This window comes from Enterococcus sp. DIV1328a (assembly GCF_050536905.1).
Lineage (GTDB): Bacteria > Bacillota > Bacilli > Lactobacillales > Enterococcaceae > Enterococcus > Enterococcus faecalis.
Window position 1 is genome coordinate 588,826 of the sequence record NZ_CP172912.1, and the last position, 13,927, is coordinate 602,752.

The 13,927-nt window shown below is 37.5% G+C and carries 15 protein-coding genes; 12 read left to right on the top strand and 3 right to left on the bottom strand.

Features of this window, described 5'->3' with window-relative positions; all coding sequences use genetic code 11:
* Nucleotides 1-68: 68 nt before the first annotated feature.
* Nucleotides 69-3,083 (top strand): polysaccharide lyase 8 family protein, encoded by a 3,015-nt coding sequence (locus IGL93_RS02885; RefSeq protein ID WP_010713850.1) that lies wholly within the window; start codon nucleotides 69-71, stop codon nucleotides 3,081-3,083.
* Between the two features lie 69 nt (nucleotides 3,084-3,152).
* On the opposite strand, the gene IGL93_RS02890 is transcribed toward IGL93_RS02885, so the two are convergent.
* Entirely contained in the window at nucleotides 3,153-3,476 is a 324-nt protein-coding gene (locus IGL93_RS02890) for a DUF960 domain-containing protein (RefSeq protein WP_002355697.1), read from the bottom strand.
* A gap of 251 nt (nucleotides 3,477-3,727) precedes the next feature.
* On the bottom strand, nucleotides 3,728-4,336 hold the full coding sequence (locus IGL93_RS02895) for a 50S ribosomal protein L25/general stress protein Ctc (protein ID WP_002358773.1): 609 nt from the start codon (nucleotides 4,334-4,336) through the stop codon (nucleotides 3,728-3,730).
* A 330-nt stretch (nucleotides 4,337-4,666) separates the two neighbouring features.
* On the opposite strand from IGL93_RS02895, the gene IGL93_RS02900 reads away from it, so the two are divergent.
* Both IGL93_RS02900 and IGL93_RS02905 read left to right on the top strand, forming a co-directional pair.
* A complete protein-coding gene (locus tag IGL93_RS02900) occupies nucleotides 4,667-5,449 on the top strand; it encodes a pseudouridine synthase (protein ID WP_002361308.1) in 783 nt (260 codons plus the stop codon).
* Entirely contained in the window at nucleotides 5,446-6,126 is a 681-nt protein-coding gene (locus tag IGL93_RS02905) for a YjjG family noncanonical pyrimidine nucleotidase (protein ID WP_002355700.1), read from the top strand. Before IGL93_RS02900 ends, IGL93_RS02905 begins: the two co-directional genes overlap by 4 nt.
* Before the next feature lie 35 nt (nucleotides 6,127-6,161).
* Here the strand turns inward: IGL93_RS02905 and IGL93_RS02910 are convergent, their stop codons facing one another.
* On the bottom strand, nucleotides 6,162-6,617 hold the full coding sequence (locus IGL93_RS02910; RefSeq protein WP_010775648.1) for a GNAT family N-acetyltransferase: 456 nt from the start codon (nucleotides 6,615-6,617) through the stop codon (nucleotides 6,162-6,164).
* Nucleotides 6,618-6,791: 174 nt separating this feature from the next.
* On the opposite strand from IGL93_RS02910, the gene udk reads away from it, so the two are divergent.
* The 9 genes from udk (at nucleotide 6,792) to IGL93_RS02955 (ending at nucleotide 13,846) form a co-directional block, all read left to right on the top strand.
* Nucleotides 6,792-7,421 (top strand): uridine kinase, encoded by a 630-nt coding sequence (gene udk / locus IGL93_RS02915; RefSeq protein ID WP_010775649.1) that lies wholly within the window; start codon nucleotides 6,792-6,794, stop codon nucleotides 7,419-7,421.
* Between the two features lie 168 nt (nucleotides 7,422-7,589).
* Nucleotides 7,590-7,931 carry a type II toxin-antitoxin system PemK/MazF family toxin gene (locus IGL93_RS02920; protein ID WP_002355703.1) on the top strand — a complete coding sequence of 114 codons (342 nt, stop codon included), beginning with the start codon at nucleotides 7,590-7,592 and terminating at the stop codon, nucleotides 7,929-7,931.
* A gap of 102 nt (nucleotides 7,932-8,033) precedes the next feature.
* A complete protein-coding gene (locus IGL93_RS02925; protein WP_010775650.1) occupies nucleotides 8,034-8,999 on the top strand; it encodes a Gfo/Idh/MocA family protein in 966 nt (321 codons plus the stop codon).
* A gap of 370 nt (nucleotides 9,000-9,369) precedes the next feature.
* A complete protein-coding gene (locus tag IGL93_RS02930; RefSeq protein WP_002388793.1) occupies nucleotides 9,370-11,289 on the top strand; it encodes a BglG family transcription antiterminator in 1,920 nt (639 codons plus the stop codon).
* Nucleotides 11,255-11,578 (top strand): PRD domain-containing protein, encoded by a 324-nt coding sequence (locus IGL93_RS02935; RefSeq protein WP_002386165.1) that lies wholly within the window; start codon nucleotides 11,255-11,257, stop codon nucleotides 11,576-11,578. The genes IGL93_RS02930 and IGL93_RS02935 overlap by 35 nt, the downstream gene beginning before the upstream one ends.
* Before the next feature lie 14 nt (nucleotides 11,579-11,592).
* Nucleotides 11,593-11,949: a glycine-rich SFCGS family protein gene (locus tag IGL93_RS02940; protein ID WP_002355707.1), complete on the top strand. Its 357-nt coding sequence runs from the start codon at nucleotides 11,593-11,595 to the stop codon at nucleotides 11,947-11,949.
* A 30-nt stretch (nucleotides 11,950-11,979) separates the two neighbouring features.
* Nucleotides 11,980-12,336 carry a DUF4312 family protein gene (locus tag IGL93_RS02945; RefSeq protein WP_002355708.1) on the top strand — a complete coding sequence of 119 codons (357 nt, stop codon included), beginning with the start codon at nucleotides 11,980-11,982 and terminating at the stop codon, nucleotides 12,334-12,336.
* A 15-nt stretch (nucleotides 12,337-12,351) separates the two neighbouring features.
* The gene (locus tag IGL93_RS02950; RefSeq protein WP_002355709.1) at nucleotides 12,352-13,131 is read left to right on the top strand and encodes a DUF4311 domain-containing protein; all 780 of its coding nucleotides are present in this window, start codon (nucleotides 12,352-12,354) and stop codon (nucleotides 13,129-13,131) included.
* A gap of 19 nt (nucleotides 13,132-13,150) precedes the next feature.
* Nucleotides 13,151-13,846: a DUF4310 family protein gene (locus IGL93_RS02955; RefSeq protein WP_002355710.1), complete on the top strand. Its 696-nt coding sequence runs from the start codon at nucleotides 13,151-13,153 to the stop codon at nucleotides 13,844-13,846.
* Nucleotides 13,847-13,927: the final 81 nt, after the last annotated feature.

The following is a 13,927-nucleotide window of genomic DNA, read 5'->3' on the forward strand; positions in this document are numbered from 1 at the left end:
TTTTTCTTCACTCTTTTTCTCTAATTCGGATGTAAGCGTTTTACGATAATTTTTTAGGAGGAGAAAGAATGAAAAACAGGAAAATATGGGTAATGCTGGTCGGACTGTTTACTGCTTTGACGAGTGGATTTATGGGAACCACCCTTACTTTTGCAGAAGAAAACGAAGCAAGCCAAACGATTGAGCAACCCTCTTACATTTCAGATTTCCCCAATCAAGTTGGGCATTGGCAAGATTTGGTGGGAACAGCAGAAAAAAAGAATGATTCTACTGGTTTATGGATCGCAAACACGAAGCAAGGGACAAACCTCGAATCTGTCTCTATCAATCTTGATGCACGCGAACAATCTTCAGGAGATCTTGAACTAACCTTTTTATATGAAGGACAAAGTAACTTCGGATTGGTTTTTCGCGGAGATAAACAAAAGACGAGTCAATGGCAATCTTTTGCTTATAATCGTGACGGCCGCTGGCAATTAGGACAACCAGGCGGTAAATGGCTAACTAATATTCCGGGACCAACATTACTAAGTGGCCAACAATATAAACTGCTGGTTCGCTATGACGGGAAAAAAATTCAAACATTCCTGAATGATCAATTATTTTATGAAAATGAAGAGGTTCATTATCCTGATGGTACGTCCATTAATGATGACTGGACGGGCGCTATAGGAATTAGACTATTTGGTAATCTATCAAAGCTGAATATCATTTCTATGAAAAGTGGCTCCGTTGGTAGCATTCCTGTTATCGATTCATCTGCAGAATACCGAGAATTAAAAGAAAAATGGCGAAATCAGCTTGTTTCAAAAGAATATGATTCAACTAACCAAGCGCTTGTAGACTACGTCCAAAAAATCTCCAATGAAGCAACAGAACTCGATCAAACGATGAATAAAGAGCCGAACCGCAGCTATTTATGGCCACTAGAGCCTGGCAATACGCCATCGGCTGATTTAACGACTCAATTTACCAAATTGCAAAAATTAGCGTTAGCCTATGGAACGAAGGGGAGTACGCTTTACCAAGATGACAAATTGGCAGCAACCATTATTGATGGCTTAGATTTTATGGTAACGCAAAAAGGGTATGATGGGAAAAAGTACCACGGAAATTGGTGGGACTGGCAAATTGGTGTGCCACAGAAGTTTCTTAATATTCTAATGATTTTAGAGGATAAAGTTTCTCCAGAAAAGCAACAAATCTATACAAATGCGCTGAGCAGTTATGTCCCAGATCCGTTTAAACAGTTGTATACAAAACCACAAGGAACGTTTGTGGATTTAGCTTTTATCCCAAATTTTGTGACATCAGGAGCGAACCGCACGGACTTAGCTTTAACTGTTTTGGGGTTAGGAATTTTACAAAAGGATAGCGGGAAAATTAACCAAGCATCCAGTAGTATCGTCGATGTATTTAAATTAGTCACAAAAGGTGATGGTTTTTACCAAGATGGTTCTTTTATCCAGCACAATAACATTCCTTATACAGGTTCGTATGGCAATGTTTTGGTGAAAGGGGTTGGACAAATTTTGGCCATTACAGCAGATTCATCTTTTCAAATGGATGCAACTCTTGTGACAGAATTTGTTGAAAATGTTGATCGTGCCTTTCTTCCTTTGATTTATAAAGGTGAAATGCTACCAACTGTGAATGGCCGTTCCATCTCAAGAGCCCCAGCAGTTGGAAAAACAGGCTATGGCTCAACTACCATGTATAATTTATTAATTGTGGCTAAATTTGCTCCTAATAATTATCAAAAGAAATTTCAAGAAGCCGTTAAATATTGGATGAAGGAGAACCCAGATTATTATTTGACAAATGCTCGTGATTTTAATGATTTACAGATGACTATGCAACTTTTAACTAATCCAGAAATTACGGGAGGGCAACTTCCTTTTACAGGCACGAAACTTTATGCTTCGATGGATCGATTTGTCCAACGCACACCTAGTTATATGTTTGGGCTAGGCTTGTATTCAAAGCGCACTGCATCTTTTGAAGCAGGGAATAAAGAAAATAAACGTGGCTGGCACACTGGTGACGGAATGATGTACGTATATAATGATGACGAGGTTCAATTTAATTCCAGCTATTGGCCAACTGTAGATCCCTATCGACTACCAGGAACAACTGTAGATACCATTTCTTTGGCAGATGAAGTTTCAGCATTTACAACAATCACATCGAAAGAGCAATGGGTTGGTGGAGTAACGTCAGAAAATCAGGCAGTAGTAGGGATGGCTCTTAATAAAGACGGGACCAAAAATAATGGGAAACTTTTACCTATGAACCTACAAGCTAAAAAATCTTGGTTTGTATTAAATGGGCAAATTATCGCATTAGGCGCAGGAATTAAAGGGGATACAGAAGCTTCGATTGAGACAGTTGTTGATAATCGTTTGTTAAATGATGCCTATCAGTATCAAGTGCTATCAAATATTGGGGAGATTCATGAGAAAAATGAAACGAGTAAAAAACAATGGTTATTACTAAAGTCGGATCATTCCAATGCTAATATGGGTTATTATTTTCCAGAAGAAACAACGGTAAATGTTAAAAGTGAAACTAGAAAAGGAACCTATAAAGCAATTAATGAAGCATTTCCAAGTGATAAAGAATATGTAGGTGATTATCGAACATTTACGATTCAACATGGTCAACACCCAACGAACGAGCATTATGCTTATGTAGTTTTACCAGGAATCGATGAAACTGATTTAAAAACATATGCTGCCAAAAAAACAGTAGAAGTTCTCTCAAATACAGAAGAAATTCAAGCAGTTAAGCAAGAAGAAGAAGGCTATCTTGGGGTTAACATTTGGTCAGAAACTGGCGGTACAATAGCAGGGATTACCTCAAATAAAGCTATTTCTTTAATGAGAAAGACACAACAACACCAAAAAACGTATACTTTCTCTGATCCCACACAAACAACTAAGACACTGACTTTAAAAATACCAAAAGATTACAGCAGAGTAATTAGTCAAAGTGACGGAATCACTTATGATGATGCAACAGAAACCTTTACTATTAATTTTGAAAATGCTGCAGGAAGTAGTAAACAAATTATTGTAGAATAACTAAAAGAAATTAAAGTAGCCTCAAATTCCAGTTTTAATCGGAATTTGAGGCTACTTTGTTGAAATTATTTAAGATTCTAACATTTCTGCAGGTAATAAAATCGTTTCACGATGGCCATCATCAAAAGCAAAAATTCGCGACGGATATGCCGTAGAATAACTAAATGGTAAGTCGATGGCCATTTCTACTGAACTATTTTCTTGAGAAAAATGGACAGTCACTTTGCCATTATTGTTCAACAAATCAAAGTGAAGTAAGTCGTTTAAAGGGATAACCCCTTTTAGATTTAAGTCAATAATCAACCAAATACTATCAATTAAGCCACTAGGTAAGCTGGAAACAACACCTAATGAAGCATAGCGGCTACGGTCACTATCAAAACGTTCAAACATATGGATGACCTCCTTTTTGTTTACTTACTTTTAGTATACTGCAAATTTTAAAAAAAGAAATTGTTTCGTTTGAAAATATTGCGTAGATTAGCAAAAATTTAATATTCCTCTGTAGCTTCCTAGCTTTGCAGGTGTCATCATTTATGTGAAGAAATCAAGACATGCAGTAAAAAGAAAATGGGACGTACGTTGTTTCAACGTACATCCCATTTCTAAAACTTAAGAGAATCAGCTGAACAAAAGTGTACTCTTTATTCGGCTAATTCTGGTTCAGTCGTTTCAGCAGCTGTTCCTTCTTCTTCTTCAGGAGCAGTTTGTGCTTCAACAATAGCAACTAGTTGTTCTTCTGGATCAGTTAAAATTTCATAGTCTTTGTGTTCAGGTAAATCAGCGATTGTAAGAGCATCACCAATTTCTAAGTTTGTAATATCTACTTCAATTGATTCTGGCAATTTATCTGGTGTGGCTGCCACTAAAACAGTGTACAAGTTTTGAGCTAAGGTACCCCCAGCTTTCACACCTGCAGATTCACCAATTAATTGAACTTCTGCTTCGACTTCTGTTGTTTCTTTCATATTTACAGATAAGAATTCAACATGAAGCATTTGACCAGTAAAGGTATCTAATTGTGCTTTCGACATTAATGTGTTGATGTTTTTTCCATCAACTGTCATTTTAATAACGGTGTTAGCACCATGTTCGCGTAAAATTTTTGATAAGTCTTTTTCTTCAAAATAGATTGGTGTACTTTCAATTTGGTAACCGTAAACAATGGCAGGTACTTTCCCTTCGTGACGTAGCTGATTTCTTAGTGAACGTGGACGGATAGCTCTTTCTTTAACTTCTAATTGTACTGACATAACCTAATTCCTCCTTGAAATAATGAGTGATTTGGTTAAACTCAGAAACAAAACATAATGGAAAAAAGAAACTCTTTTTTCAGTTGTTCTTGTCTAGAAAAATGCTAACAATAATCAAAAAATCCCCACAAATATTGCCAGGCAACACTCATGGGAATGGTTCATTGTTATCGTTGTTCTCTCCCAGGTCATTACGCTGTTTTTGAGAAACCTTTATTTACTTTACTTATTAACCGTAACACTTATATTTTTATACGTCAAGGAATTACCTTTTTCCACTTTTCATCTTTAACGGATTCCACTATACTAATACCAGAATGGAGCGGAACAATGCGATTAGATAAATTACTAGAAGAACTTCAGTTTGGATCACGCAAAACGGTGAAACGATTAATTAAAGGCAAGCAGGTCACTGTGGATGGCATCGTGACTTTAAATGAAAGCCAAAATGTCGATGCGCAATTACAAATGATTAAAGTAAAAGGACAATTAATTTCGCATAAGACCCATGTGTACTACATGTTGAATAAGCCAAAAGGTGTGGTTAGTGCTGTCTCAGATGCATCTAAAAAAACAGTCATTGATTTGATTGCACCACAAGACAGACGCCCTGGTCTTTATCCAGTGGGCAGACTCGATGGCGATACGGAAGGGTTACTTCTATTAACAGATAATGGACAATTAGGGTATCAATTAATTCGGCCAAATAAAGAAGTAGCGAAATGTTATGAAGTGAAAGTCAATGGTTTGGTCTCTGCAGAAGATTGTGCTAAATTTAAAGATGGGATTGTTTTGCAAGGAGGCATTCAATGTAAGCCAGCAAAAATAACTGTTCTTGCAGCGACTGAAACGGAGAGTCATGTTTTCCTGACTATTCAAGAAGGAAAATTTCACCAAGTGAAAAAAATGTTTTTATCTGTGGGGAAAAAAGTGACTGCTTTAAAACGTCAAACTATGGGGCCGTTGCGGCTAGATCCGCAATTACCTTTAGGTGCTTATCGTTCATTAACAAGAGAAGAGTTACAATTGCTATTGCCTTATTTTTTTATTGAAAAACAACAAACAAGCAAAGCGTTACCGAGTAATTTGAAAAGAGAAGAGGAACGGAAATGAAAACATTGCTTTTTGATGTTGATGATACATTGTTAGATTTTAAATTGGCTGAAAAGAAGGCGCTCCATGCCTTATTTGAAGAAGAAAATGTACCATTTACATCTGAAGTCGAGTCAACATACCACCGAATTAATCAAGGATTATGGCGTTCATTTGAAGAAGGAAAAATAACAAAAGATGTTCTCCTTGATACACGGTTTGGTTTATTATTTGACGCGTTTAATCGAGAAGTTGATAGCGTTAAAATGGGAGAAAACTACCGAGAATATTTAAGTCAAGGACATGACTTGCTTGGCAATAGTCAACGTATCTTGGAAAAATTAGCACCCCATTATGATTTATATATTGTGACAAATGGAGTGGCAAAAACACAGTATCGTCGATTGGAAGATTCGAAATTAATGCCTTATTTTAAAGATATTTTTGTTTCAGAAGAGGTGGGTTATCAAAAACCAATGAAAGAGTATTTTGATTTTGTTTTTGAACGGATTCCTAATTTTAGTCGAGAAAAAACAATGATTATTGGCGATTCTTTGCATTCAGATATTCAAGGAGGCCAACAAGCAAAAATTCAAACTGTTTGGCTCAATCCGACCTCCGCTCCAGCAACACCAACAATTCAACCCAATTATACGATTCAACAGCTAGATGAGTTGTTACCAATTCTTGGGCATTAAAAAACAACATTTCCTGTACAGGAAATGTTGTTTTTTTAACTTAAATGTAACCGTAAGCGAACCATATCCTTTAAAGGCAAGCCGTTTTCTATAATAGGCTCATCATAATGATGGATAAAAAAATCTGGTTCAATATGTGTCATTCGAAAACCGACTTTTTGGTAGAGATATAGCTGTTGAAAGCCTGTGCTCCCAGTCCCAATCTCCAAGTAATCATACTTTTCTTTTTTGGCAAAATCAATGGCAAAATGTAATAATTCTTGCCCGATGCCCCGCCCGCGGCTGTCTTCTGAGACAGCGATGTTTACGATTTCCAATGTCCGTGGGTGAGTCGGCAACAGGACTAAAATTCCTTGAAGTTCTTCAGTCTGATAGTCAAAGCAAATCCCGCGGGTAATGTAATCTGCCACCATTTTTTTTGAGGGATCTGCCTCATAAAGAAGAGCGTAATGCGCCGTTGTAAGTGCTTCTTTTTTGACTTTTTTAATCATAGGTAGGATTCTCCTTTTATTGATAAGTATACTGTAATTGAAAGAAGTGTGGGCAGATTTTTCATAAGAAGATAAAAATCACATGAAAAGTCTTGGAAAAGGTCTGGCATTCTTCAGAGTTTTCATTATAATAGTAAAAGACAATGAAGTTTTTGAAAAGAAAGAGGTTTATACATGAAAGATAGTCAGCCAATTATCATTGGTGTTACTGGCGGATCAGGAAGCGGAAAAACCAGTGTTAGCCGTGCGATTTTTAATAATTTTCCCGATCATTCAATTATGATGTTAGAACAGGATTCTTATTATAAAGATCAGAGCCATTTGAGTTTTGAAGAACGTTTAAATACCAATTATGATCATCCTTTTGCGTTTGATACAGATTTATTGATTCAACATGTTGAACAACTGTTAAATTATCAAGCCATTGAAAAGCCAGTTTATGACTACGTTGCGCATACAAGAAGTACAGAAACGGTGATCCAAGAACCGAAAGAAGTAATTATTCTTGAAGGGATTTTAATTTTAGAAGATCACCGCTTAAGGGATTTAATGGATATTAAAGTGTATGTGGATACAGATGATGACATCCGTATTATTCGTCGAATCAAGCGTGATATGGAAGAACGTGGCCGTACGTTGGATTCTGTGATTGAACAATATTTGACAGTCGTCAAGCCCATGTATCACCAATTTATTGAACCTACGAAACGTTATGCAGATATCATTGTGCCAGAAGGTGGCGAAAACCACGTCGCTATTGATTTAATTAATACAAAAGTGGATAGTATTTTAACAAAAATGTAATAGTTAGCTTAAATAGCCGTCTCTATATCAGAGTCGACTGTTTAAGCTTTTTTTGACTTTTAAAGGGTGGTTTTATCAAATATTTTAAGGGATAGCTAAAAAGTTGAAAATATTGCAAGAAACAATATGCTATAATTTTTTAAAGGAAAAGGAGGGAAGGGAATCTGAATGATAAAAAGAGGTGAGGTTTTTTATGCGAATCTCTCACCAGTTGTTGGTTCTGAACAAGGTGGGATTCGACCTGTCCTGATTATTCAAAATAACAAAGGTAACTTATTTAGTCCAACGTTGATTGTTGCACCGATTACCCGTAACGTAAGCAAGCGGCTGCAACCAACGCAAGTCCTCATCGAAATTCCCCATAACGAGTGCAGGACGCCATCACTTATTTTGTTAGAACAAATTCGAACATTGGATAAAGAACGAATGCTACACAAGGTTTGTCAACTTTCTCGTGAAGAGATGGAACAGGTCAATCAAGCTTTAAAAGTTAGCGTTGGTATCCGTTAATTTACATATAAAGAAATCGTTTTGGGGAAACGGTTTCTTTTTTTTGTTGAAATGGTTTCCAAATATTCGTTTTTCTCGTATAGTGAAAGAGGAGGCGATCACATGGATAAAATTCGTTATGGAATTATGAGTACTGCCCAAATTGTCCCAAGATTTGTAGCAGGGCTTCGAGAAAGCGCGCAAGCTGAAGTGCGCGGGATTGCATCAAGGCGTTTAGAGAATGCTCAAAAAATGGCTAAAGAATTAGCGATTCCGGTGGCTTATGGCAGTTATGAAGAGTTATGTAAGGATGAAACAATTGATATTATTTATATTCCCACCTACAATCAAGGACATTACTCAGCAGCTAAGCTTGCGTTATCACAAGGAAAACCCGTCCTACTGGAAAAACCATTTACATTAAATGCTGCTGAAGCAGAAGAACTCTTCGCAATCGCACAGGAGCAAGGGGTTTTTCTAATGGAAGCTCAGAAGTCTGTCTTTTTACCAATTACCCAAAAAGTAAAGGCGACAATTCAAGAAGGGAGATTGGGAGAGATTTTATGGGTTCAGTCAGTTACTGCCTATCCCAATGTGGACCATATTCCCTGGTTTTACTCGAGAGAAGCGGGTGGTGGAGCGCTTCATGGCTCAGGAAGTTATCCATTACAATACTTACAATACGTATTAGGGAAAGAGATTCAAGCGGTTACGGGAACCGCAACATATCAGCAAGGGGCGACGGATAGTCAATGTAATTTAGCTTTGAAATTTGCTGAAGGGACGCTGGGCAATATTTTTATTAATGTTGGTTTAAAGATACCTAGTGAAATGACCATTTGTGGTACAAAAGGGCAAATCGTTATTCCTAATTTCTGGAAAACAGATTGTGCTTATTATACAGATGCTCAAGGCAACACTGTCAAATGGTCTGAACAATTCACTAGTGAATTTACCTATGAAATCAATCATGTGAATCAATGTTTACAAGACAAAAAGTTAACTAGCCCCGTAATGACGAAGGAATTAACGATAGCAACCGTTAAAATTGTTGAAAGTTTTTATCAAGAATGGTTTGATAACGAATAATTACCATCACTTGCTATCCAAACTATTCTGTGTTAAAGTGTGTCTTATGCGACGAGTTGACTCAATCAGATAGCTTCGGCTATTCCGTTTTGACGGCTAGTGATTGTCAAACACAACGACACCAGATAGTACGGCTATCAGTTACCGGATTTGTAACGTGTCGGACAGAATACTTTTGTGGAGAAGGTTTCTGTCTATTTATGCAAATAAATAGTGTGGTATCCCTTAACAGTTACTACTGTTAAGGGATTTTTTTTGTATGAAAAGAGAAGTGTTGCACTTTTATAAGTGCAACTTTTTTGTGTTGTGGAACAGATAAAATAACGCTATAGTTTTAAGTGTAAAGGGAAAAGAAAAGAGGTGACAAGGCATGACCGTGTTGTTGTCCAAAAGAGCGATAAATATTTTATTGATGCTTTTGGATTTGGAAGGGAGTATTACCACGCAAGAATTAGCTGAGAACTTTACTGTCAGCGTTCGAACAATTAAGTATGATTTAGAAGATATTCGTGCTTGGTTTGAACAGCACGATGAGACACTTTATTCAAAACGAAATAAGGGAATCTGGCTAGATTTACCTGACTCTAAACGCTTACTGTTAAAAAATGAAATTATCGATGTCGATCGATTTGAAACCTATCCTGATCAAAAAAGACGAGTCAATGTATTGATTTTTCAGTTATTGTCAGTCAAAGGGTACTTAACGGCACAGCAGCTAGCAGATGAATTATTAGTGAGTCGAAACACAATTGTCAGTGATTTGGAACAGGTCGAACGGTTGCTGCAAGCATATGATTTAACCTTAATTCGCCAAGCGCGGCAAGGGTTTACAATCAGTGGTGAAGAAAGCAATGTACGCTTACTGATGGAATTTATCACTCAAAAAGAACTTACAGAATACGATATTTACCAAATTATGAACTATGTGACAAAGACAAAAGGGGCTGAAAAAATCCCTAAAATTAAATTTGGGTCAGGGACATTGTTTCAAGGTTGTTATCGTAGTGCATTGAAAAAAATGCGAAATTTAATTAATCCACTCGATCAAAATCAATTTGATTATGCCGAAATATTATCTATTACGTTGAGAGTGGCAATTGCCGCAGCACGTATGCAGATGGCGCATACAATTGGGACTTACCGAGTGTTATCGCAAAAAACACGCTTTGAACAACGGAACGAAGTACCACTTTTACTTTTACAAGAGGTGTTTGAACGGTATGACTTGCCTTTATTAGCGGATGAATATTTTTATATTTATAGTGATTTATTCGGAACCCATCAACGGCAAGATATGGTTCAATTAACAAAGCAAGTGATTGAAAGCGTTTCAAAAGAGCTGAATTATCCTTTTGTAAATGATCGCCAATTATTTACGAACTTGTTTGCACACCTGTCCTTACGTTTTACAAAGAAACATTTATTTATTAATGAATACAATCCGTTTTCTGAAGAAATCAAAGGAAAACACCCAGCGTTATTTTTAGCTATTCAAAGTGCCTGTAAACAATTAATTCAACGTTCTGTTTTGTTAGTCAACGATTCTTTCTGCGCATATATTGCGTTGCATTTTTTGGCAGCTCAGGAACGACAACAGCAGGAAGCTAAAGTTGTTAGGATTGTGTATGTTTGCTCGACGGGCTTAGGTGTGACCAGTTTAATTGAACAAAAAATTTTAGAGGAAGTACCAAACGTTGAACTCGCGGGGTTTGCTTCTGTTTTAAATGCAACTGAAGTGATTCAAGCAGAAAAGCCCGATTTGGTATTGAGTATTTTCCCAATTGAAGAAATGACATACCCATTTATTAAAGTTAGTCCATTGTTGACGGACACAGACTTAAGTTTGATTCGGGAAGAGGTCGATAAAATTTTATTAGGGAAACGTCAAGGAAAAGGTACCGCTCGCTCCACGAAATCTGATGTAATTGAAAAAAATGAACGGATACAAAGCCAAGATTTATTAGTAAAAGCGTATATTATTTATGAAGAGTTAAAACGAATGTTTCAAACAAAGTTACTGAGCGAATATCAAGAAGCCTTTTTACTTCACGTTTTATTAATGACACATCGAATTACGTTTAATAAACAATACGAAGAGATTCCTTGTAATAGAGAAGTATCTCATGAACGGCAAGAAGAAATTCGGCAAATTGAATGTTTATTTGCTAAAAATGAGTTACCTGTCAATCATGCTGAAATTTCAGCATTACTTAATTATTTAGAACAACCAAAGGAGGAAGAGGATGGAACTAGCAATGGAAGCACAGGAGATCATTCGACAAAGTGCTGAACCAGAAAAGCTACAATCGATTATCAAACAAACCAGTGCGCGATTAGCAGAAGCACAAATTGAACCAACGGAATTACAGTGGACGATTTTGATTAACCATCTCAATGAGATGCTGAATCGTTCAAGAGAAGGAACGACATTAGCTGGTGTTGATCGGACGTTATTTACGGAACTAACACCAGAAACGTTGAAAATTGCACAAGAAACAACAGAAGCAATTGGTCAGTTATCAGAAGATGAATGGTATGTTTTAGCTGTTCATTTTGAAGTTGCTAAACAAAACAATTAATAGGAGGAAAAGTTATGATTACAGTAGTTATCGCAGATCGTTTAGGAAAAGGACAAAATGTTGCAAAAGGAGTGGAGCAAGCCGGTGGTCGCGCGGTTGTTGTTCCAGGAATGGGCGCTGATATGCGTTTAGGAGATGTGATGCAACAAGAAAAGGCTGATTTAGGCATTTCTTTCTGTGGCAGTGGTGGTGCAGGGGCGTTAACGGCTGCTACTAAATACGGGTATCCCGAAAGACATGGCATGCGATCAATCGAAGAAGGGGTAACAGCAATTAACGATGGGAAAACTGTTCTTGGATTTGGTTTTATGGATCAGGAAGAACTTGGTAAACGAGTAACTGAAGCATTTATTAAGAAACACGGAGCATAGAAAGTAGTAACTTAGAAAGGAGCGGTAATTATGGATGCCACAAAACGGTCAACACAAACCGTGATTGTTTCTGGAAAAGGTAATAAGAAGAATGAAGCTTTTGCAAGTGCATTGAATGATGTTTCAAAAAAAGTATTAAAAGAAACAACAGAGGTCCTCATCCGGATTGAACCGAAAGAAGTAACTATTCGTCAGGCAAAAGAACAAGTTTATACAGAAAAATTTCTGTTCTTCTTCTTTCCTAGAAAGAGAGTGATTTATCATGTCGAACTAGCTGTAGAAGTGGAAATCCAAGCCATTGCAGTCGAAGAAGTTGATTTTTTAACGGAAACAATTAAAGAACCGAACGCAGTAGTAGTTCCGTTTCTTTCAAAAAGAGGCGTATAAAGGGAGGAAGAAGGAATGGAATTTGTAATCATTTTGCTGAAGTCATTGCTTATTGGTGGTTTACTAGGTTTTGCAGCTGGCGCAGGCGCTGCTCGGATGTTTCATGCACCACAAACGCAAGGGTTAGGGGCATTTAGAACATTAGGAGAAATGAACGCGGCACAAGGAGATCCAGCATCACACTTTTCTTTTGGTTTAGGTTTTTTCTTTAATGCTTGGGCTTCGGCCGTGGGAGCAGGGGCCTTTACACAAGATGTGACCCACCGGATTGTGCCTAACTGGGCTGCAGCAATTTTATTGGTAAAGGATAAAGATGTCACTAAAACGATGCATAATCCCAAAAAAATGGGGATTGTCGGGGCCTTTGTAGGAATGGCGACTGTGGCTTTCTTAAATAGTACAGCTGCAGCAATTCCAGAATCGCTACAAGTAACAGCAGTTGCGGTGTTGGTACCTGCAGCAACGATTTTAATCAATACTGTGATGCCCGTTTTATTCTGGCTAGCGGCTTTAGATGCAGGAAAACGGACGGGTTTCTGGGGAACGTTATTTGGCGGATTATCTCAATTAGTCATGGGCAATGCTGTCCCAGGAGTTGTATTAGGGATCTTAATCGGTAAAGGTGTCGATGATTTAGGGTGGACCCGAATGACACGCGGCATGCTTGGTGCCATTATCTTATTATTTATTTTAAGTGGCTTCTTCCGAGGGTTCGACTTAGAAATGATCGAAAGTTTCCGCTTGTCTATTCCTCAATGGTTAAATAATTTACACAATGTCTTCACCGTTAAATAGAAAAAAGGAGGTCTCATAGATGGAACAGCAAGAAAAAAATGAGTGGGCACAACAAGAACAAGAAATTCAAGAAGGTTTAAAAGGCAAAAGTTTTTGGTATGCTGATTGGGGCTTTCCGATTTTAGTCGGGATTATGTCAGCGGCAATTTTTGCAGGAACACATATGTATGTAGTTTATGGTGTGGGCGCCTTTAATGAAGTTTCAATTGTTGCGATGCTAAAAGCTGGTTTAGATGGTGGTTCTTATGGCGCTGCCGCAGCATTTGGTGCAAGTTTCCTGTTTGCACGAATTTTAGAAGGTTCTTTAGTCGGGATTTTAGATTTAGGTGGCTCAATTTTAACGGGGATTGGAATTGGCGTACCTGCAATTTTCCTCAGCATGGGAATTAAAGCGCCTGTAGAAAACTTTGGCTTAGCCCTTTTAACGGGTGCGATACTAGGGTTAGCAGTTGGCGGCGTAATTGTGTTGATTCGGAAATTTACTATCAATCAAGGAAATTCCACTTTTGGTGCGGATGTGATGATGGGTGCTGGTAATGCCTCAGGACGTTTCTTAGGCCCGTTAATTATTTTGAGTGCGGCGGGTGCTTCGATTCCTATTGGGATTGGTGCCACATTAGGAGCTTTAGGTTTTTACATTTGGAAAAAACCAATTGCTGGGGGCGCAATTTTAGGCGCAATGATTTTTGGTGCAATATTCCCGGTTTCTTTATAATAAGAAAAAGCCTTTTGTTTTGCACTTTCTCTGTCACGAATAAGAATAAGCGTTTACATTATAATGTTACTATGTTATTAT

Bases quoted from the DNA above. Each gene is read 5' to 3' on its own strand.
- IGL93_RS02885 (WP_010713850.1), top strand. From the start codon at position 69: ATGAAAAACAGGAAAATATGGGTAATGCTGGTCGGACTGTTTACTGCT.
- IGL93_RS02890 (WP_002355697.1), bottom strand. From the start codon at position 3,476: ATGTTTGAACGTTTTGATAGTGACCGTAGCCGCTATGCTTCATTAGGT.
- IGL93_RS02895 (WP_002358773.1), bottom strand. From the start codon at position 4,336: ATGTCAGTACAATTAGAAGTTAAAGAAAGAGCTATCCGTCCACGTTCA.
- IGL93_RS02900 (WP_002361308.1), top strand. From the start codon at position 4,667: ATGCGATTAGATAAATTACTAGAAGAACTTCAGTTTGGATCACGCAAA.
- IGL93_RS02905 (WP_002355700.1), top strand. From the start codon at position 5,446: ATGAAAACATTGCTTTTTGATGTTGATGATACATTGTTAGATTTTAAA.
- IGL93_RS02910 (WP_010775648.1), bottom strand. From the start codon at position 6,617: ATGATTAAAAAAGTCAAAAAAGAAGCACTTACAACGGCGCATTACGCT.
- udk (WP_010775649.1), top strand. From the start codon at position 6,792: ATGAAAGATAGTCAGCCAATTATCATTGGTGTTACTGGCGGATCAGGA.
- IGL93_RS02920 (WP_002355703.1), top strand. From the start codon at position 7,590: ATGATAAAAAGAGGTGAGGTTTTTTATGCGAATCTCTCACCAGTTGTT.
- IGL93_RS02925 (WP_010775650.1), top strand. From the start codon at position 8,034: ATGGATAAAATTCGTTATGGAATTATGAGTACTGCCCAAATTGTCCCA.
- IGL93_RS02930 (WP_002388793.1), top strand. From the start codon at position 9,370: ATGACCGTGTTGTTGTCCAAAAGAGCGATAAATATTTTATTGATGCTT.
- IGL93_RS02935 (WP_002386165.1), top strand. From the start codon at position 11,255: ATGGAAGCACAGGAGATCATTCGACAAAGTGCTGAACCAGAAAAGCTA.
- IGL93_RS02940 (WP_002355707.1), top strand. From the start codon at position 11,593: ATGATTACAGTAGTTATCGCAGATCGTTTAGGAAAAGGACAAAATGTT.
- IGL93_RS02945 (WP_002355708.1), top strand. From the start codon at position 11,980: ATGGATGCCACAAAACGGTCAACACAAACCGTGATTGTTTCTGGAAAA.
- IGL93_RS02950 (WP_002355709.1), top strand. From the start codon at position 12,352: ATGGAATTTGTAATCATTTTGCTGAAGTCATTGCTTATTGGTGGTTTA.
- IGL93_RS02955 (WP_002355710.1), top strand. From the start codon at position 13,151: ATGGAACAGCAAGAAAAAAATGAGTGGGCACAACAAGAACAAGAAATT.